Source organism: Phaeobacter sp. HF9A, assembly GCF_011806385.1.
GTDB lineage: Bacteria > Pseudomonadota > Alphaproteobacteria > Rhodobacterales > Rhodobacteraceae > Epibacterium.
The window spans coordinates 40,053-60,635 of the sequence record NZ_JAATOX010000003.1 but is presented as its reverse complement, the minus strand read 5'-3'; the positions used below and the strand labels follow the sequence as shown (position 1 = coordinate 60,635).

13 protein-coding genes, 1 pseudogene and 1 CRISPR repeat array are annotated in these 20,583 nt (G+C 58.0%); of the genes and pseudogenes, 11 read left to right on the top strand and 3 right to left on the bottom strand.

Annotated features, from left to right (window positions below):
• Nucleotides 1-2 precede the first annotated feature (2 nt).
• From cas2 to HCZ87_RS00800, 6 genes are all read left to right on the top strand, one after another.
• On the top strand, nt 3-293 hold the full coding sequence (gene cas2, locus HCZ87_RS00825; RefSeq protein WP_167641867.1) for a CRISPR-associated endonuclease Cas2: 291 nt from the start codon (nt 3-5) through the stop codon (nt 291-293).
• A gap of 43 nt (nt 294-336) precedes the next feature.
• A CRISPR array of direct repeats spans nt 337-728; the repeat unit is 37 nt; unit sequence GTTTCAATCCGCCTTCGTGCGGACAGGTGATCTCACC.
• Nucleotides 729-999: 271 nt separating this feature from the next.
• The gene (locus HCZ87_RS00820) at nt 1,000-2,901 is read left to right on the top strand and encodes a hypothetical protein (RefSeq protein WP_167641866.1); all 1,902 of its coding nucleotides are present in this window, start codon (nt 1,000-1,002) and stop codon (nt 2,899-2,901) included.
• Nucleotides 2,898-4,652 carry an RAMP superfamily CRISPR-associated protein gene (locus tag HCZ87_RS00815; protein ID WP_167641865.1) on the top strand — a complete coding sequence of 585 codons (1,755 nt, stop codon included), beginning with the start codon at nt 2,898-2,900 and terminating at the stop codon, nt 4,650-4,652. The genes HCZ87_RS00820 and HCZ87_RS00815 overlap by 4 nt, the downstream gene beginning before the upstream one ends.
• Nucleotides 4,649-5,881 (top strand): RAMP superfamily CRISPR-associated protein, encoded by a 1,233-nt coding sequence (locus HCZ87_RS00810; RefSeq protein WP_167641864.1) that lies wholly within the window; start codon nt 4,649-4,651, stop codon nt 5,879-5,881. The genes HCZ87_RS00815 and HCZ87_RS00810 overlap by 4 nt, the downstream gene beginning before the upstream one ends.
• Nucleotides 5,874-7,934, top strand: coding sequence for a TIGR03986 family CRISPR-associated RAMP protein (locus HCZ87_RS00805; RefSeq protein WP_167641863.1), 2,061 nt, complete (start codon nt 5,874-5,876; stop codon nt 7,932-7,934). The genes HCZ87_RS00810 and HCZ87_RS00805 overlap by 8 nt, the downstream gene beginning before the upstream one ends.
• A gap of 272 nt (nt 7,935-8,206) precedes the next feature.
• Nucleotides 8,207-9,853, top strand: coding sequence for a hypothetical protein (locus HCZ87_RS00800; protein ID WP_167641862.1), 1,647 nt, complete (start codon nt 8,207-8,209; stop codon nt 9,851-9,853).
• Between the two features lie 35 nt (nt 9,854-9,888).
• Here the strand turns inward: HCZ87_RS00800 and HCZ87_RS20915 are convergent.
• Nucleotides 9,889-10,011: pseudogene (locus tag HCZ87_RS20915) on the bottom strand (transposase); the annotation flags it as partial.
• Nucleotides 10,012-11,026: 1,015 nt separating this feature from the next.
• Here HCZ87_RS20915 and HCZ87_RS00790 point away from each other — a divergent pair.
• From HCZ87_RS00790 to HCZ87_RS00775, 4 genes are read left to right on the top strand one after another with little or no spacing between them, the layout of a single operon-like run.
• Complete coding sequence (locus HCZ87_RS00790; protein WP_167641861.1) at nt 11,027-11,731, top strand: hypothetical protein; 705 nt, start codon at nt 11,027-11,029, stop codon at nt 11,729-11,731.
• Entirely contained in the window at nt 11,728-13,905 is a 2,178-nt protein-coding gene (locus tag HCZ87_RS00785; protein WP_167641860.1) for a Mu transposase C-terminal domain-containing protein, read from the top strand. Before HCZ87_RS00790 ends, HCZ87_RS00785 begins: the two co-directional genes overlap by 4 nt.
• Nucleotides 13,898-14,917 (top strand): TniB family NTP-binding protein, encoded by a 1,020-nt coding sequence (locus HCZ87_RS00780; RefSeq protein WP_167641859.1) that lies wholly within the window; start codon nt 13,898-13,900, stop codon nt 14,915-14,917. Before HCZ87_RS00785 ends, HCZ87_RS00780 begins: the two co-directional genes overlap by 8 nt.
• Complete coding sequence (locus HCZ87_RS00775) at nt 14,914-16,815, top strand: TniQ family protein (protein ID WP_167641858.1); 1,902 nt, start codon at nt 14,914-14,916, stop codon at nt 16,813-16,815. Before HCZ87_RS00780 ends, HCZ87_RS00775 begins: the two co-directional genes overlap by 4 nt.
• Before the next feature lie 142 nt (nt 16,816-16,957).
• Here HCZ87_RS00775 and HCZ87_RS00770 read toward each other — a convergent pair whose 3' ends face one another.
• Both HCZ87_RS00770 and HCZ87_RS00765 read right to left on the bottom strand, forming a co-directional pair.
• Nucleotides 16,958-17,506 (bottom strand): metallophosphoesterase, encoded by a 549-nt coding sequence (locus HCZ87_RS00770; protein WP_167641857.1) that lies wholly within the window; start codon nt 17,504-17,506, stop codon nt 16,958-16,960.
• Between the two features lie 176 nt (nt 17,507-17,682).
• The gene (locus HCZ87_RS00765; protein WP_167641856.1) at nt 17,683-19,974 is read right to left on the bottom strand and encodes an adenosylcobalamin-dependent ribonucleoside-diphosphate reductase; all 2,292 of its coding nucleotides are present in this window, start codon (nt 19,972-19,974) and stop codon (nt 17,683-17,685) included.
• A 176-nt stretch (nt 19,975-20,150) separates the two neighbouring features.
• Between HCZ87_RS00765 and HCZ87_RS00760 the strand changes: the two genes are divergently transcribed.
• Nucleotides 20,151-20,582: a DUF1489 domain-containing protein gene (locus HCZ87_RS00760; RefSeq protein ID WP_167641855.1), complete on the top strand. Its 432-nt coding sequence runs from the start codon at nt 20,151-20,153 to the stop codon at nt 20,580-20,582.
• Nucleotide 20,583: the final 1 nt, after the last annotated feature.

The following is a 20,583-nucleotide window of genomic DNA, read 5'->3' as shown; positions in this document are numbered from 1 at the left end:
CCATGCCTCGCGGAGAGATGCTGACCGTCTTCAGCTACGATGTGTCATCAAACAAACGGCGCCGCAAAATCGCCCGCCTGTTGGAGGATGCGGCGACGCGGGTTCAGTACTCGGTGTTTGAAACACGGATGAGTCGCCAGACGGCGGAGGCGCTGTGCCAGCAGTTGGCGGCGCATCTTGGCGAGGGCGACAGCCTGCGGCTTTACGTGATCGGCCATGACGGGGAGCGGCGCAGCCGGGTGTTCGGCGACGCCGCACCGTTTGAAAGCGACGAGGGCTACTGGCTTTTCTGACCCGCCCTGCCGGTGCGCGGGATACGCAAGACCAAAGACCCCATCGGAAAGCCGCCTTCGTGCGGACAGGTGATCTCACCTACATTTTGGATCAGGGGGTTGAAGTGACGTTGTTTCAATCCGCCTTCGTGCGGACAGGTGATCTCACCTTCGCGGCAATGGCCATGGCCTTCGGGCTCATGGGGTTTCAATCCGCCTTCGTGCGGACAGGTGATCTCACCCAGAGGAGGAACAGATCCAACGCGAGCTGGCCGTTTCAATCCGCCTTCGTGCGGACAGGTGATCTCACCTCCATGCTTTCGGTTTTTGGTAGACATAAGGAGATATGTTTCAATCCGCCTTCGTGCGGACAGGTGATCTCACCCTAGCCGCTAAAATAGTGCAGCTCATTGGGCTGCGTTTCAATCCGCCTTCGTGCGGACAGGTGATCTCACCTTACCCGCCGGAGTGCACTCAAATCAATATGAAATTTTCCCGCATTCCGATTGCAAGCAGCCCGAATACAGGAAACCTGCGCCAATTTTTGATAAAAATTGTGATCAAAGGCTATATTTGTATTTATTATCAATTCTCTACGCCATTTCTGAAGGTGAATTCAAAAGTTCGGCGCCTTACTTCGCAGATCTGGCGCCCCTTTCCTCTCTCAGCGGGCGGTAAAATCTCGGCACCTCAGTATTATTTCTTGCTCACACGAAAGAGCTAGGCAATGCTGGATGCATTGATTGAGGAGATTTTTATGGAGAAACTTGGTCTCACCTATTTCAAATGTGCCCCTTATGCGTTTGGCCAGACTGTGTATGACACCGGTGATTTGTCAATCACGCGCGGGGCCTCTCTGACGCTTTTGGCGGCGCCCGCTAAATTGCAGGATCATCTGGCGTCCGCCTTTCCCGCGTTTGATTTTCGCTGGATCCAGTCCTCTGCCTCTGAATTACTGTGGTCCGCCAGCAAAAGGGAGGAACGCACAGAGCTGACGATAAAGGGGCAGGCCATCAAGCCACCAAAGAGCATCAAAAAGGCGAAATGGAACAAGGCGCTTCAGCAGGCCGCCGAGACGGCAAAGCACGCCCTGTCAGATGCCTCCCTTCGCGACGCGGCGCGATCCGTCATATCAACGCTGATGTTGGGCGGGGAGGCGGATGTCGAGAATATTGCGGGCCAGATTCTGTATAAATGTGGTGACCAGAATGCGCGCGCACCTTCGCTGGATCCGGCGCAATGCGAGGCGATCTGCGACGCCGTGCGGGGCTTTTTGAGCAGCCCGCAGCAAGACTGGCCCTTTGACCTCATGCTGTTCAACGTCGCATGGCATTGCCCCACCGGCCCGAAACAAACGTCTCCTCGCGCGATTATAGCCGCCCTTGACACAGCGCTCGGCCGTTCGCAGCTACAGCGTCTTTCCTGCATCGTTCCCGCGCTAACGACCGAGTTGAACGGCCACCGGACAGAGAGCGTCGTATGCGCCTATACTGGCCTCCACGCAGCGGATGCCAAACACTCTGAAAAGGGCCGCCCCACCTCCATAACAGCAAAGCGCCGCCGGATCGTTGGCACCCGAGAGAAGCCGAAATTTTATGGTGACGTCCTCGAACATGCACGCGTCGCGGCAACATCGCTGCGGGAGGATTGGCGAACCTTGCCTGCCGTCAAAGCGGCCCTGGAGCAGATTGAACAAGCAACGGAGAGTGCAAAGGCGGAGCCGTTGCGCTTTGCGAGCGACTTTCAGGACCTCGTTCACGCGCCACCGCCCGGGCTGCCGATCAGCCTCCGCTCGAACATATGCGTTCTCAATATGGACGGAAACTCCTTCGGTAAACTCAGACTAAATGTCCGCGACATGGAGGAATATCGCGCCCTTTCCAATTATTTGGACATCCTGAAGGCGGGCCTGTTGGCGCAGATTCTGACCTGGATCCGCGCCGACAAAGAGATGCGCGATGCAAGCGGGGCGCTCGCGCGGTTTGAAACACTACTTTGGGGCGGGGATGAATTTACCTTCGTCCTCCCGGCGTGGAAGGGCTGGGAACTCGCGCAGGAAATACACGCGGCCGTGAAAAAGTGGCAAACGCCGGACGGGGAAGAGCTGACGTTTGCGACTGGTTTGGCATTTGGTCCCCACAACGCACCGATCCGCGACCTCAAGGCCGCCGCTGAACAGCTCGCGGATCACGCAAAGGAAGCCAAGCCGAATGCGGCCTGGCAGGCCATTGCCTATGAAGGCGTTGACCGCATCCATTTCTTGCCAGATCAATTCCGCGCAGATTGGCTTGGTGGCGTCGTGGAGACCAAGGCCTTCTGTCTTGGCGCAGAGGAAGCCTGCGCACTCCCTGGTGTGGTTGAAAAAATGCTCTCTGGCCTGCGCCGATCGGGTCTGCATCAGATCTACTACAAATATTGTCAAAACATCGCTCGCGTGAATGCCAACAATACCGACATTGTTGAGAAAATATTGGCCGATATAGACAGAACAGCGCCAGCCATACCCGACGTGGAGCTCAACGCCATCAAGGATGGCTTATTCCCAGAACATACGGCGCGGCCACTGGTAAAGTTTGCCCAAATTGCCCTGCTGCTGGATTATATTCAACCAAGGGCACACCTTACATGAGTTATTGTTGGCGCATCCCCACGACGATTATCTTACGCGCACCATGGTTTACACCAGGCGACACGGCGGCTGGCCCTGGCTTTGATGCGGTCCTAGCGCGCGACGCAAGCGGAGAGCGCTTTGTTTTGCCTGCATCGCTGGTCAAAGGAAATTTCCTAGCCGCTGCACAGCAGCTATGTCACGAACGGATCCTGAACGACGACGATGTCGCAGAGCTTTTTGGCACCCCGTCTGGCAATAGAAGAACCGGGGCGCCCGCCCCGAAATGGCAGGTCGACAATGAACCTGAAAGGGCGGCCCTCATCTTTCCTGATTTCCAATCAGCCCCCTCTGCCAACGACGCCGACAATACCGCACCCAAACGCACCGTACGCGTTGCCATCGATTCTGAACTAGGGACCGCTCAGGAAGGAGCGCTTCAGTTCATTGAATGCCCATTCGACTTCGGTCAGGAAGTCGCCTTTCACGGCGACGTGCTTTTCGCTCCCGGCAGTATTCCCAGTGCTAAAAACCTTGGCGAGAAAGAAGCTCGAAATCTGATTGCCAGTGCAGCACTACGGATATTTGCAATGGGCGGAATGAAAAGCGTCGGCTTCGGCAGGGTGGCTAAGCTTGAGGTAGGTGCCCCGCAGCCCTTTGGCCTTGAGAAGGTAAAACGCATACCAGCGAAGGCTGCTAAGCCGCTTCATAGATTGCGCATGGATTATTTCGTTGATCGGCCCTTCATTGTCGATGCTGAGCGCCATGGGCAAAATATGTACTTCGGTTCTGCTATTTTACCTGGCGGTGCGATTAAAGGAACTCTGGCTCGGTCATTATCTGCTGCCGGCATTGAAGCCACTGAATTCCTCTCAATGATGATGATTAGCCATGCGCAGCCAAACGGCAGAAGATCTCTTCCTCTCTCACTTTCTGCTTGCGAGGGATCACTTTATTGCAGCCTTGCTGGCGACGAACGCACTGGCCATCATAAATATCAAACCGACTGGAAGAACGAGGAGAGTGACGTACGCGCCGCACTTGCACGAACACTTGGCACGGAATGGGAAAACGATCCGGCAATTCGATATAGTGGTCGCACCCGTACGCGTATTGCGTCTGAAACACTGACCTCGGCCTACGTTCCGGGACTGGAAGGGGCTGAGGGCACGGGCCAACTGTTCTCGCAAATGGCCGTCGTTCCAACTGATGGCCTGTATTGGCGCGGCTTCATTCGCCCACCATCGGTAACCACCCCCCTATCCGAGATCCTCGCCATGCTCGATCAGGGGATTCCTGGATTTGGGAAAACCGGCGCAGTACTTCGCGGCCTCGCTACGGAGGACGAAGCACCAATCACACCAACGTCTGAACATGTGAACTTGTGCCTCGAAACCGAAGCCTGCTTGTTTGCCCCAGACAAAGCCTCCAATACGTCTACCGAGGAGCTATACCAGAGTTATTTTGAAGAGCATGGCCTGCAACTTGAACGCTTTTATGCACGCCAGCATATCAAAGGCGGCTATTTGGCGCTGCGCTATCGCGCCAATCCCAAGGGATATATCCCTTGGATTATGACCTCGCCCGGCTCAGTGTTTCGTCTGAAAGTCGTCGATAGGCCTCAGCTTGCCGATATCCTTCAACATGGTTTGCCGCCTGCATCTTGTATGAGCCGCGACTGGCGTGAATTTCCCTTCCTTCGAGAAAACGGGTTCGGCCAGGTGTCGTTCGACTTCGACCATGCCCTAGTGAGCAAGGGGCTAAAACTATGATCTTCGGAAACCGCGTTGCCGTTCAAGCGATCCTTATCGCCAAATCAGATCTGTTCGTCAGTGGCGCCGACCGCCGACTGGATGACGAGGGCCACGAAGTATCTACGATTGTCAGGTGGCACGACGGTCAACCGATAATACCTGCATCCTCGCTCAAGGGAGCATTGCGCCGCGCACTCGTCGATCTTGACGAACCAGCAACATGCACTCTTTTTGGACAGGGAAGCGAGCATGAACGTGGCGTTGGCAATGTTGCGACGCTTTGGATAGATCACTGCGTTATGGGTGGTTCGGTCAAACAGGTTCGCACCGTCACTCATGTTGCCTTGGACCCTGCGACAGGTGCATCGCAAGAAAATAAGCTCTTCAACCGTGATGAAATCGCGGGCGGCGCTGAGTACATTTTCCGCGCCGACTACTTTGGCGCCGAGATTGAGGCACTCGCTCCTGTTCTCGCGGTTCTGGAACAAGGCATTCAGATCGGCGGCGGATCATCTAAAGGATTTGGCCAGGTTTTTTTATGCCGCGAGAGCATAGAGATTCGCCAGCTCGCCGCCAACGCCGACGGACCGTTAAAGCAAACGTCGTGCGACATCACAGGTCTCTTGACCGAAATGGACCGGTACGCCTTTAGTTCTGACAACCATACCAGGCTCACGCTACATTTGCGGTGTGATGGCCCCTACATGTCTGTCGGAGACACCCATGGCAACACGCTAACCGGACGGAAAACCGCGAAGGATGAACCTGAGCTCATGCAATCAAGCATTGCCGGGGCGCTCAGATCCAGGGCCCGCTGGTTGGCAGAACGCTCACGAAACAGAGCGTCCGAACCGTGTGATCAACCAAATATCGCAAGGGATCGCGACACCTTACTGGACGGCCTGAGCGAGATCGAACAATTGTTTGGTGTGGCGGGCCGCAAGGCCGCCCTGCAAATCGGCGCTGTCAGCTGTACCAATCCCGGCAAACCGATCACACTCAGCAGCAATAGTATTGATCGCCTGACTGGCGCGGCGCGAGATACAGCATTGTTTGTTCGCAGCGCAGCCTGGCAGCCGGAGTTCAAGGTCGACCTACGAGTTCCCCGGCATTTCATTGGGACGCCCGAGTCTCCGAAACTTGTCGACCAGCTGCTTTCCAACCTCAAAGCTGAGGGGCTTGAGCTTGGGCATGGTTCCTCTGTCGGATTTGGATGGTTTACTGTGGAGGTTGAAAACCATGGGTAACAACAACACCAAGCACAACCTTAGCAACCTTTGCCGCGCGCCTTACCGGTTTGTCGAAATTGGAAAAAAAGCGCTGAGCTCACCAAGTGATGACCTAGACCTGAGCCGCCCTGTCGAAGTCAGTTTGACCGGCACGCTCCAGGTTGAATGGCAAGCGGAGACGCCCCTGCTTGTCGGAGGGGGCGATGCAGTTGATACGGCTGACGCCTCCCCTGATAGCAACCGCCCGCTCAAAATTGGCGACCAGTTCGCGCTGCCCGGTAGTACTTTGAAGGGCATGATCCGTTCTGTGATGGAGATCGCCTGTTTCGCGCGCCTGAATTTCGTTGATGACTGCGCTGCCGCGACACGCAATATGAACGACGCCACCTGGAAAACCCAAGTCAAGCCTAAAGCTGACAGCAAACCCAAAGGAGGTTGGCTTTTTCGTGTGCTGGAAGATGCTGACGGAAAGGTTAAACCGAGCTATGTCTTGGTTCAGGCCGCTCAAACTCTGCCGATCGAATTTTCCAGTTTGCTCCCCTTGCTTGGCTCGCCCATGGGCAAAGACCAATGGCATCTGGCCACTGCCTTTGAGCGCCACGAAGCCATAGATAAAGTCGCGCTCGGTGGTTTGTGCAGGGCTGAGGAACTGGGGCTTTCACCGGATCATGGCCGCGCGCAGCTTGTGGTCACATCCACAACAGCGGAGCCCGGGCGCTCAGGCAAAACAGAGAAAACGAAAGAGTACATTTTTACCTGGCCCGACCTCGAAGACCACCCTGTTCACTCCGTCGGCACGCGAATCAATGCAGACGTCGCCGAGCGCTTCCTCGCCTCCCTCAGTCGCGTCTCCAACGCCAAACGTGACAACGACACGGGCAATGCCCCCCAGTGCCTCTATGATGTTCTCGTCGCTGAAGGCCGGGCAATCTGCTTTGACCAGGCCGAGGCCGCTGATGCTGGCCAGGTCGATAAGCGCATGTCTCTCAAGGAACAACTGAAAGACCCGAACCGCTGGGGGCTGCCGGTGTATTGGCGCAATCCAGAGGTTGGTGGCAACCAAAGCACTTGTGGAGAAACGCCAATACTCTCCCTGACGCCGTTCTTGCGGGTTCCCTACAAAAAATCTGTACGAGACCTGATCACGCGAACGCAACCAGATGGCACATCCGACGACGAATATGATCTCGTTCAAGCGCTGTTGGGCTGGGCACCGCCTGAAACGCCAGACACCCGCCCGGCGATGCGAACAAAGCAGCAAAAGGCCTTGCGCAGCCGGGTCCGTTTCGGCTTTGCCCTATCGGACAACGCCAAGGAAGAACAGCAGCCCAGGCGGTACGCTGCCACCCGACCGCGCGCCTCTTATTGGCCCTTTTACCTGAAAGCAGACACCGACACCGCCAAGCACCCGGTTGATTTCAACAACAAAAACGCCATCCTTGCAGGCCGAAAGCGTTATGTCGCGCGAGGTAGCGAGGTCAGCCTCCCGCAGGTCTCGGGCAGCGGGACAGTCAGCGCGCAGGGGCGAGACGAGCGCATGAGCAGCGAGGTGACCTTTCTCCAAAAAGGCGCGCTCTTTCGCGGCGACATTCGCTTTCGCAACATTTCTCCCATTGAACTCGGTGCCTTGGTCTGGGCGATTACCTTTGGTGATCTCGACGACAAACACGGCTATCGTCATATGATGGGACGGGCCAAAGCCTTTGGCTATGGTCAGGTCCGCGCCCGCATCGCCGGATGTGGCGATCTGGATCTGGCGGCTGCCCTGACCGCCTATACCAGCTGGGTATCTGCGCAGTTGGAACAGCCGTTTGACAGCCTGCCGCAGATCCAGAGCCTCCGGGCGATGGCCGATCCCGAAATCGGCAGGCAGCAAGCGGAATTGCTCCAATACCCCAAAGCCGGGACCGATAGCGCCGATTCAGATCAGATCCTCGCCGCATATTCCGAACTGAAGTCCAAAGCCACAGAAGCCAAACAGGGCTACGCAGGTAAAACCATTCAGGAGACATCCGCGCTTGGCCTACCCGAATACCCGGCGGCCAGCCATACAGACAGGCGCAAGAGGTGATATTTTGGTTCAGATAATCGTTAATACATTGACACTAATTGTAAATATTGAGTTTTTTCGCCAAAATCATCGCTCCGCGCGATGTGCAACCTGTCCAAACTCAATCAGCTTCGACGGGTAGTTCGTCGATGTCGGCTCGTTGCGGTGAGATCACCTGTCCGCACGAAGGCGGATTGATCACGGCAGTCGGCCTGGCTTAAAATAGGCTTGCGCAGCACCCCGGGTGGCGCCGGCTTATTTTTTACATTCGAACGTGGACATGTATTCGATAAATGACAGAGATTAAGGGCACGCCCGCCACCGAAATCCCAGTTCACCAGTTTCGCTTGCTCTATCAATGGCCCCTGATCCTGTCACCGGCAGGCGGCACCGCCGCCATCAAACGGGAACGCAAAGCCGCGCTTGATGCGCTGCATGCGGATAAGAACTGGTCCGTGGCTGACCCCCTCCATGTCGTCAAAATGGGCGATAGCGCCAAGGACGGCGGCCCCTACGGGGAATTTGTCTATTTCCATGATTTCGCGCAGGACTTTCTCTACCCCAAGGCAGGCGACGAGAATGCGAGCTTTGTTCTGTTTGAACGGCACGACCTCAAGCAGCTCAGCGCCACCTTTGACGCGGGCGCAGGGGCATTCGGGCTGGATTTCGCGGTCGAGCGGTTAACCCTGCATATGTTTGATCTCGGCATCGCCATCATGACGCTGGAGTTGACCCATCAGGGCCCGGCCATCACGCTGGACAAAGCACAAACCGCACTTGACTATCTCCGCCGGACCTACGTGCCCTTCTGGACCTCCGGCACCGCGCAAAGATGCCCACAATCCGTCCGGCTGAACGGGGTGGAGGCAATGGCAAACCCTCCCACCCGCGACGAGGCAATGGCCTGTCTGGAGCGAAGCGGGTTTGAGCGCAATCCAAAGGTTTTTCAGCATTGGTCCGACATGATCGCGCCGCTAAAGCTCAATGGCGAGGACGGCGGCCTCTGGCGAGACCCCTCTGATGAGCGCATGCCCGTGAACTCCTACGTCAGCGTGACCACAACGACCGATATAGATCAGCATCTGGACGACGCGACGAGCGTCAACCGCATCCGGGATTGCGACTGGTGGCGGCTCTGGGATGCAGAGCAGGCGGGACAATCTTATCCCTACAATTCGGACTTTCTTGAGCAATATCGAGAGCGGGCATTTTACGACAGGTTCGCGCCAGACCCCAAGGAAGGATCAAGCGCAACCCGTCATATGTTCGGAGAGCACCATTACGGCAGCGTTGGCGCCGGATGGTTTTACGACAATATATTGCTGCATCACTGGCGCAGGCATTATGCACAGCTCTCCCTGGTTGCGCGTTTTCAGGTAACGATGCTGCTCGCCTTGTCCTCCCGCATTACCCGCACCCTTCCCCAAAAAGGGACTGAGGAATTCGCCGATGAGATATTGCGTATCCAGCAGGATTATCTCACGTATCGGCACCGATATCACTTCACCGGTGTGTCCAGCCAAATCCAGCCCACAGAGATGTATGCCCGTTGGATGCAGACACTTGGCATCGAGGCGCTGAAGGACGATGTCCATGACGAGCTTCAAACAGCGGTCGAGGCCATTCATACGACAAAGCAAACAGAACTCGCGACATCGGCAAACAAGCTTAGCGTCCTTGCTGGCATCGGTGTGCTGGGTGGCTTAGTCCTTGGCGGCGCCGGCAGCAACCTCTTCATAGGCCTCGGCGAAAACCCGCAGCTGTTTGCCCAGCTGCATTGGGGAGAGGCGCGGCAAATGTTGTTATTGCTCGTATTCGCCCCGATATTCCTCATTGTCGGATATGCGGCTTGGAACCGGATCGCTCGTGCCACCGAAAGACCGGCACTTTTCGTGGGTCTGTTGTGCGCGATGGCACTGATATTCTTGTCCCTCGGGTGACGTTCCGCCGGTAAAAATACACCAACTCCCTTAAAGCTGGAGTGGTTGCGCGGTGCCAGACCAAGCCACGCCGCAAATTCCCGCCCACTCTTGAACTGGTGGCCCGACCCAATCGTGGCGGCGACGGCCGAGGCGGTCACCGGTCCTACGCCGGGAATGGTCTGCAGGAGTTGCACCTGCCGGCTGAGACGAGCCTGGATGCGAATGGTGATTTCGTACCAGCGAAGGCGGTTGTGCAGCTCGACCAACTGACGCTGAGGACCCGCAGAACGTCCTGAGCGAGCTCGGGGAACCCGGACTGCTTGCCCTCGATGATCTCTTTCGCAAAATCGATGGCCCGCGCGACGCCCCGAGCGATGGTGATCCCGAACTCCGCGGCCAGGCTTCGGAGCATGTTGATCAACTGGATGCGCTGTCGAACCACGAAGTAACTTGCATGGGGTGGCTCCTCTCAATTGCAGTTTACGACACCTGCAGTATGGCGCATTGCGACGCCGGGAGCGGGAGCCATCCACCCCATCTGCTCCGGCCTGAACACCGGTCACCCGCCGCGCCCGGCACGAAATTCGGCTGTGGGCCGAACTCACTGCTGACTAAAATTCTCGAGGAGCAAGTGTTTTCGGAAAGCCGTTTATTGGGTTTGGGGCGGTTGTAATGTTAAAAGTAGAACTGACATTTAACCCATTAAAATCAATGTCTTGAGTTGTTTCATCCTTGACTGTCCGATTCGCTTCAAGATATCCAATTAGGCAGAAGCAACCATGTATTCTGGCCTATGACCTTGGAAAAACGATGCCGCCTTATCAGGCGTGAGCTTGAGGATCGTGAACAATCGTTCGCCTCGTTGGCGCGCGACCTGAATGTTACGCGCGGAACAGTCGCCAATGTCTGTGCAGGACGCCGAACATCCGAAAGAATTATGCACGAGATCTGTAAGCGGATCGACCGGCCTTTCGATGATGTCTGGGGACCGGACTGGGAGGTTCAAATGCAGTAATTACCTCCACAGTCCCCAAACGAAAGAGGACCCGGCAACTGCAATTGCCAAGCCCTCGGGGCGATCAGAAGATCGCTGTCTATAGCTCTTGATCGCCCCACTTGATGCAAAAGTCAATGCCCCGCGGCTCGGTTGTCGCGGGGGAGCTTCGCTTGTTCCAAAAGGAGTGTGGTGTCATGAGTGCACCTGTCACGTCGCGATATGTCGCCGACGCCTGTTTTCGTCCGCCCGAACCAACCCGCGCCACGCGCTTGCCACCGAAACGTTCGTCTGCCAGTTTTCGTGGCCGTCTGGTCTGGCGGTTCGATTCTGATAGTCGAGATCGTATCTTCGTCTTTGAGAGCTGGGGCGAGCGGAACCTGTTTTGGTATCTCGCCTCTCTGCCCGATGTCGTAGACGTTTGGGACCAGCCGCGTGCGGTCGAGTTCATCCTGCCGGGTGATCCGAAAATCCATAAGCACCACTTCGACTTTCTTGTCCGCCTCCGCTCAGGCCGGAAAATCGCTTTGGCCTATCGCTCCGAATATCGAGCGCCTCCTCTGCGTCGGCTACTGCCGCATGTGAAAACACAGATGCCGCGTGGCTTTGCCGATGAGGTTCTGCTGGTTACGGAGCGCATGTTGGACCGTGATGTCGTGCACAATGCCTCGCTCTTTGCTTATTTCCGTCGGGACCGCGAGGAACACCTACAGCTGCGTATCGCGGCTTTCTCCAGAGACCTCCGAGGCACGATTTCCATCCGGAAGATGCTCGAGGTGCTTGGTCTCGACGGTCGTGGGTATCGCGCTGCCGTTCTCGCCATCTTCGAACGAGTTCTTCGCCAGGTGACGCCTGGCCGGATCGCTCCAGAGACGATGGTCGCAGCGGGGATGTGCTCATGATCCGGTACCATTTCGACCGCTTGGATCGCGTGATTGATAACGGGATAGAAATGCGACCACTGCGCGCTGACCCGCATGGTTTCATCTTTCAACGTCTCGATATGCTGGATGTTGAGATCCACATCTCCTATCCGGATCTGGCCCTTAAGATTCGCAGCCAGACTTGGCGCTGGGACAGGTTTCATTTTAGCCCGGTCCGGACGCAGCTTCGGGCTGAGGGCAGAGACCGGTTTGTCTCTCTGGCATCTGATCGCGACAGGTTCCTTGCCTACGCCAAGAGCCGGTTTTATGCGCGGTATTATGAGCTCTACCACGCCGGTAAGCTCAAAAAGACGGATGCATCGTATCAAGAATGCAGGCCAATCATCCAGGCGATGGTAGATGAGGACATGGAGACGTTCTGGGCGGAGGCTGCGAAACGGAGAAACTCCGGTCTGGATCTGCGAACACGATATCTGGTGCCGAGAACGCGACAAGCGCGGGAGATCATAAAGCAAATCGATGAATCCGGAGGCAATACTGGTGCGGTTTTGCCGAAGTGGCACAATTGCGGAAACCGTCAGCCCCGTTTGGAGCCTGAAGCCCAGCTTCTCCTGAATCGGGAGGTTTGTGAGGCCGGAACAGGGCGTCGACCGGGCGACGAGAACGTTATCCAGCACGTCAATCGGCGTTTTCGCGAAGAGAATGCGGCGAGGCAGGCAAAGGGGTGGCTGCCGCTTAGAATACCGGGGCGTAAGGCGACCACGAACGCCCTGAACGCGATGGATCCTTATCCCACCTATGCGCGGCGTTGGGGTGTCGAGGAAGCCAACCGCAAGTTCAGGATTTCCGGGGCTGGCCTGATGGAGGACATCCCGCTGCGGCGCATCGAGATCGACAGTTGGATGGTGGATGCCCAGACACTCTTCACAACCACTGCACTCATCGATCTGCTGGCACCCGAGGTTATCCAGAAGATCCCGCGGGGACGGCGATGGGTAATTATGGCTATCGATGTGGCGACCCGGTGTGTTGTCGGCATCAAGGTTTGCAAAGAGGCAAATGCCAAGGAAGCAAGCGCCGTGATCGAACAGGTCACACGCGACAAGACCGAGGTCGCACGTGCCTTCAATGCGCTGGGAACGTGGCATCAGTGCGGGACACCTTTCGAAGTCATTCATGACAATGGCCCAGAGTTCATCGGGCCCGAATTCGAGACTTGCCTCACTGATCTCCGCGTCGGTCGTGCGGGTGCCCCTGCTGGGCTGCCGTTCCTACGCGGAGCGGGAGAGCGAATCTTTCGTACCTTCGGCACGGAAGTCATGCCGTTGATCACGGCACGGACATTCGAGAGTATCCTAGCCAAAGGTGCGAACGTCCCGGAAGACCTCGCGGCGCTGACGGACGACGAGCTGACAATGATCCTCGTCTTGTTCATCGTGGACGTCTATCACAAGCGACCGCACCGCAGCCTATACGGAGAGACGCCGGAGAACTGCTGGGATCGGCTCGTGGCGCAAAAGTCTGTGTCACCACCGCCTCCACCGCATACCCGACGGGCCATCTTTGGCCTGAAGGCGCAGTGTCGTGTCGGCGAGCGGGGTGTCCAGTTCGCAGGGCTCGACTATGCGTGTCCTGAACTGCAGAACATGCGTCTCCATTCGCACCAGCGCGACGTCGACCTTCGGGTTGATCCGACAGATATCGGGCATGTCTCCGTGCGTATCGGTACGGAGTGGTATCCGGCCAAATGTCGCCAGCCGGGGCTGGATGGGATTCCCTACGCCGCATGGACCCGTGAACGCCGCAAGCTTGCATCGCAGCATGGGGAAGATGCACGTCTGCAGCAGCCTGTCGTGGATCGGACACTGCGTCTCATTCGAGAGACCGACATCGTAGCCACCTTGCGAGCGGGTCTGACGCCACATAGCCTGACTGACGAGGACATCGCGCGAGGCGAACGGGATCTCAGAATCGGGGTCGATTTAGGCGATGCCCCCGCGCCAGCTCCGGTGACGTTCGAGGGCGGCCTGATTGGTGAGGTGATCGAGCCGTATCAAACGTCCGAAAAGACGCCCGCTGTCGAGGAGGAGGATCTCCCCTTGTCTCTTGATCCAGAGGTGACACCTGAGCCCGAGCAGCACACCGCGACAGCACCCGAAACGAAACGCGCCTGGAAGGTATCCAATGACTGACGTCTCCACCGCACAGCGGCTCGCGGCCGCCCGCAAACTGGCCGCGGCCAAGTCCACCTTGTTCGAGACGCCCAAATATGGCGACTTGCGGGTCGAATTCGAGCGCCTGTTCTTCCAGAAGATCGCCGACCACGAGGCGGGCAACGGGGCCGAGTGCGAGGCCATCGTGCTTGTTGGCGATCCCGGTGCTGGCAAGTCCTTCATGACGAAGAAGCTTCTGGACAAGTCGGGGTTTCTTTATGAGGGGCTTCAGCGAAACGAACGCCGGTATGTACATGTGCGCATTCCGGCCAGCACGACGCTGATGGACACAGGGGCCTACCTGCTGAAGGCTCTCGATGCGCCCGTCCCGAAGAAGGAAAAGATCGGTACGATCTGGGCTGTGGTTTTCCAGCAATTGAGGATCCAACGTGTGAACTTTGTCGTGCTCGATGAAGTCCACGAGCTCATCTTCAACCAGCGGGGGCGCGAGCTCAACTCTTCGCTTAACACACTCAAGGCCTTGGTCAACGAGATCGATTGGCCGGTGAACCTCCTGCTGGTCGGAACCCTCGAGCTGGCTGATCTTATCAACACCGAAACACAGGTCGTACGGAGGGTTCGGACCGTTAAGATTGAGCCGGTCAGTCATGCGGATCAGGGGCCCGAGGTCAGCTCTGCCATCGAGCATTACGCGTCCCTCGTTGGGATGACAGTCTGCCCGAAGGTTCTAACCGCACGATTCCTGCCCCGCCTGTTCCATGCGGCGGACTACCAACCTGGCTGGATGTTGAAGATGATCATCGAGTCCTTGCGTTTCGGCTTGGAAGAGGGACGAAGCGAGTTGCGGAGAGAGGATTTTTCGCGGCACTTCCGCCATTATTCGGGATGCAGCGACGGCATGAACCCGTTCCTATCTGCAGACTACGAGGCCGTTTCCGTGCGTCAGATCCTGCCCGATCGCGATCAGTATGAGCGCCGGGAGGAGATGCGCAATCTGATCCGGAAACACCGCGCGGAGCTTGCGCGATGAAGCCTCTACGCGCCTCCCTGCCGCTTGTTCTGGGGGAAAGCCCTGCATCCTACGCCTCGAGACTGGCGTATTTCTGTGGCTTTGAGTGTGGGGCTAGTTTCTGTGCAGCTGCTGATCTGGATCTGTATGCTATCTCGGCAGGCGAGGCCGCGCAGATGCGCGGCCTCGCTGCGTTGTCGGGGAGCACAATCGAGGCGATCGCGCGCTTCGCTGTGGTACAGGACATTCACCGCCGCTATCGGGTGGCAGGTCAGTTGGTCGAGGGCCGCTGGATCGTGCGCTCAAAGCTTCGTCTATGCCCGCTGTGCGTAGCGGAAGAGCTAGAGACCACTGGGCAGAATGGCTTCACGGGACAGGCCGGTTGGCAGATGGCCTTCCTGCGAGAGTGCCCGACACACGGCGTGGCACTGGTTGCGCTCGACCCGTTGGGGGATGGTAGCTTTCCGCATGACTTCAGTCGCCGGGTTCGCACCCATCGCGACGAGATCCTGCAGCTGGCAGATCGAGCAGTCGTTTCCTCCCCGTCCAAGGCGACGCGCTACATTGCTGGACGGATCATGGGAGAGGCGAAGTTGGGATGGCTTGATGCCGTAGAGCTCAATCCGGCCATTTCCTTTGTTACGCTGCTTGGTGTGCTTCTTGTCCATGGGGCGGCAACATCGCCGAGCGAGCTAGAACAGCCGGCGTTGTGTGACGCGACCGATCTGGGTCTGACTATTGCCCTTCAAGGGCCATCTGCCATTCTGACAGCTTTGCGGGATGAACTGCCGCGCCCGAGTTTTCATGAGAAGGCACAAGGGCATCTAGGACCGCTCTATGAATGGCTGAGTCGTGGAGCGCGTCAGCCCTATCACGCGCCGTTGAAGGCACTCATGCGCCAGTACATCATCGAAGCCTTCCCCTACGGAGAGGGAGATCTGGTGCTGGGGGAGCGCGTCACCGCGCGCCGGGTACATACGCTCGCGACCTTCAGCCGGCAGTGCAGAGTGGCGGGGAAGCGCATCAGAGCCGCGCTGGTGGCCGCAGGTTTCCTGAAGCTCGACCCCGATACGGGCGCAGTACTTGCGCCGGGGACGTTCGACGCCGAGTCCGCGGAGACAATCCGATTGCGTCTGAACGATGGTATAACCCGAATACAGGCCATGCACCTTCTGGATGCGCCCCGTGCACAGTTCGATGCGCTTGTCGCGGATGGGCTCCTCACTCCTCAGGAGGGGCTCGGCGACATCACTCCGCACTTCTCCAAGCAGAAGGTCGAAAACCTGCTCGACGGGCTGATCAAGGCCGCCACGCCCGTTCCCGTTCAAGAGATGCCCGCGACCGCCTGCGACCTCCAGATCGCTGCCCGCAAGCTGGTCTGCGGCGCAGGGGAACTCGTACGCCTGATCCTCTCGGGTCAACTGAAAGCCGTTCATGTCGATATCTCTCGACAGGGCTATGCAGGGCTCCGCGTAGACGTGGAGGAGATCTGGCCGCATCTTGAGGGCGTGGGGGTCGAAGGTTTCACGAGGGAAGCGCTGGCGAAGCAACTGGGCCTGACCTATGCGGCGATCCAAGCGTTGCTCGATCGGCAGGATCTGGTCGCGGTGAAATCACGGAGCGCAAGTTCGAGGAAGGCTGCGCTTGTAATCACCCCGGGTACGCTCGAGGAATTCCTGGCGGTGTACATGCCGATGAGAGAACTCTCAGATCTGTTCAAGGTGCGGGCGAACACGACTGCCGCGATCCTTAAGCAGGTCGGTCTCGAGCCACTGGACCTGGGAACGGAAGCGAATGGTCGCCTTTATGCGAGGTCCGAGATCCGCCGAAGGTGGGCCGAAATTTTGTACGAGGCCGATTTTTGTCTGGCACTACGCGGGAAAACGCTGCCTGAAGGCTTGGTCGAAGATTTGGGCTGATAGAGGGCGCGAAGCGCAAACTTGTCGTGAAAGGTAGCTCATCTGGCGCTCACTTCAGGCAAGGACTGAGTTTTTCAACAGTACCCGCTCAGTAAACATCGGCTGCGTTGCTCCTCCGTCGCGGCACAACACCTCGCAGAGTTCAGCTAAGGTCGTTGCCATGCTCCACATCGTTCCAATGCTTGTTTACGGAAAGTCTCCTAGCCCGTTTTTCGATCTCGCCAATCTGCACCGGGCGCATATCCCATTGGTCAACACCCACATTCACGCTGTTGCGCGCCCCCCGCCACTGGTCGTGAACATGCCCGAACAGCTGTAATGAGCCCCTGCGTGCGCCATTCCAGGTGATCATCGGGTAGTGACAGAGGACCAGGTCGCGCTCCCCACCCCTGATCTCGGCCATATATGCGATACTGTTCCAAGGCAGGGAGACGACAGCCTCATCGTCATGATTGCCGATGATCAGATGCTTGCGGCCCGGCAGCTGGTGGAACCAGTTCTCCATCCTCCCGGCGTCCTTTCCGAATGCGAAATCCCCCAAGATCCAGAGATCGTCGTCATGGCCGACGCAGCCTTGGAAATTCCGGATGAGCGCAGCATTCATCTCGTCCGTCGAGACGAAAGGACGTTTGCAGAACTCGATGATGCGTTGGTGACCAAGGTGCAGGTCAGCCGAATACCAGTTGGCCATGACCATCCCTTTCCGACCATTTTCCCTTTGATAGGAAGCTGGCGTTTCAAATGCAATCAGCGAGGCAAGAGCCCCGCTGATCCGATGCCGATGGCAGTTCTTTCAGGCCAAAATGGCAGTCTTCAGTGCCAAAATGGCAGAACTATGGGGGCACCTACAATCCCACTGGACTTCAATCAGCCGCATTTCGAGTGACCACAACTTCGGCAGGTCATGCAGCCCTCGACCATCTGCAAATCAAACTGGCCACAGCTCGGGCAGGCCTTGCCGCGCGGTTGGTTCAGGTTCACCACCTGTGCCGTTGGGTCCGCCTTCAGCCCCATGCCCTCGCCCTCCAGGAAACCGGTCTTGACCAGATGGGTCTCGATCACCCCACCGATCGCCGCCAGGATCGACGGGATGTATTTGCCCTGCACCCAGGCACCACCGCGCGGGTCGAACACCGCTTTCAGCTCTTCCACGACAAAGGACACATCGCCGCCCCGGCGGAACACGGCGGAGATCATCCGCGTCAGCGCCAATGTCCAGGCGTAGTGCTCCATGTTCTTGGAGTTGATAAAGACCTCGAACGGGCGGCGGTGACCGTTGATGATGACGTCGTTGATGGTCAGATAGATCGCATGCTCGCTATCAGGCCATTTGAGCTTGTAGGTGTGACCCTCCAGGCTCTGCGGGCGGTCCAGGGGCTCCGACATATAGACGACTTCGGCGCCATTCTCCTCGGTCGCTTGCGGCGCCTCGGCGCCCTCGCCTGGGGCGGTATCGGCACTTTCGGACACAGAGAGCACAGAGCCGGTCACATCGTTCGGACGGTAGGTGGTGCAGCCCTTGCAGCCCTGATCCCAGGCTTGCATGTAGACGTCCTTGAATGCGTCGAAATCAATGTCCTCGGGGCAGTTGATGGTCTTGGAGATGGAGCTGTCGATCCATTTCTGCGCCGCCGCCTGCATTTTCACGTGATCAGCCGGTGCCAGGGTTTGGGCATTGACAAAATAGTCCGGCAGTGCCGCGTCCGCGCCGAACTTCTCGCGATACATTTGCACCGCGTAATCGACCACTTCCTCCTCGGTGCGCGAGCCGTCCTTTTGCAGCACCTTACGGGTATAGGCATAGGCAAAGACCGGCTCGATCCCCGATGATACGTTGCCCGCATAGAGCGAAATGGTGCCGGTTGGCGCGATCGAGGTCAGCAGCGCGTTGCGGATGCCATGCTCGCGGATGGCTTCGCGCACATCGCCATCCATGTTCATCATATTGCCCGACGCCAGATAGGCCTCGGCGTCGAACAACGGGAAGGCGCCTTTTTCCTTGGCAAGATCCACCGACGCCAGATATGCGGCGCGGGCGATCTGGTGCAGCCAGTGGTCGGTCTGACGCGCCGCCTCGTCCGAGCCATAGCGCAGGCCGAGCATCAGGAGCGCATCCGCCAGACCGGTCACGCCAAGGCCGATGCGGCGCTTGTTCTGGGCTTCCTGCGCCTGGGCCTCCAGCGGGAATTTGGACACATCCACCACATTGTCCATCATCCGCACGGCGGTGGCGACCAGCTCTTTCAGCGCCTCGGGGTCCAGCTCCGCGTCCTTCTCAAACGGGTTCTTGACCAGCCGCGCCATGTTGATCGACCCCAGAAGGCAGGCGCCATAGGGCGGCAGCGGTTGCTCGCCGCAGGGGTTGGTGGCCGCGATCTGCTCCACGTAGCTGAGGTTGTTCGCCTTGTTGATACGGTCGATGAAGATCACACCCGGCTCGGCATAATCATAGGTTGCCTGCATGATCTTGTTCCACAGGTCGCGCGCCTGCACAGTGTGATAGACCTTGCCGCCAAAGGTCAGCTCCCAGGGGCCATCGGCCTTCACCGCTTCCATGAAGGGATCGGTGACCAGAACCGACATGTTGAACATGCGCAGCCGGGCCGGATCGGATTTGGCGGTGATAAAGGCTTCGATATCCGGGTGGTCGCAGCGCATGGTGGCCATCATCGCACCGCGGCGCGAGCCCGCCGACATGATGGTGCGGCACATGGCGTCCCAGACATCCATGAAGGACAAGGGGCCAGAAGCATCCGCCGCCACGCCTTTGACATCGGCGCCGCGCGGCCGGATGGTGGAGAAGTCATAGCCGATGCCGCCGCCCTGCTGCATCGTCAGCGCCGCTTCCTTCAGCATATCAAAGATACCGCCCATGCTGTCCGGCACCGTGCCCATCACAAAGCAGTTGAACAGCGTCACCTGCCGCGCGGTGCCTGCCCCTGCGGTGATGCGGCCAGCGGGCAGATACTGGAAATCCTCCAGCGCGGAATAGAATTTCTCTTCCCAGACATCCGGTTTGGCCTCGGCCCGCGCCAGATCCCGGGCAATGCGCCGCCAGGTGTCCTCGACCGTGACGTCAATCGGGCTACCATCTGCATCCTTGAAACGGTACTTCATGTCCCAAATCTGCTCGGCGATGGGGGCGGCAAAACGGCTCATATGGCGAATCCCTATGGTCGGTATGATGATGAATTGGCGGCCTGCTTAGCCGGAGAGGCGCGATGCCTCAACGGCGAATTTAGCAAATCTTCAGAATTATACCACAAGACCTTGCTGCCCGTCACCATCAAGCTACAATATACTGTATTACTTCTGGACGACTCTGGGGACATCCTGTGGATAAGCATGTAAATCTCGTAAAGCTCTCCGTTGGCTCTGAAAGCGTCGAAGGGCTGATGGAGTGGCAGGCCACCTACGCCCAGCGCTGGCAGGACAGGCTACCCCGCCATATCACCCGCATGTGGCCCAAACGCGAGGGCGAGATCCTGAATGGTGGGTCGATTTACTGGGTGATCAAGGGGCTGATCCAATGCCGTCAGCGGGTATTGCGCATGGATGAGGTCATCGGCGAGGACGAGATCCGCCGCTGCGCCATTGTGCTCGACCCCGAGGTCCACCGCACCCTGACCGCCCCCAAACGCCCGTTTCAGGGCTGGCGCTATCTCAATCCCGAAGACACCCCCGCCGACCTGCGCGAGGGCCGCGAGGCGGAGGCCGCCCTGCCCAGTGAGCTCTCGCAGGCGCTGGCCGACATCGGCGTGCTTTAGC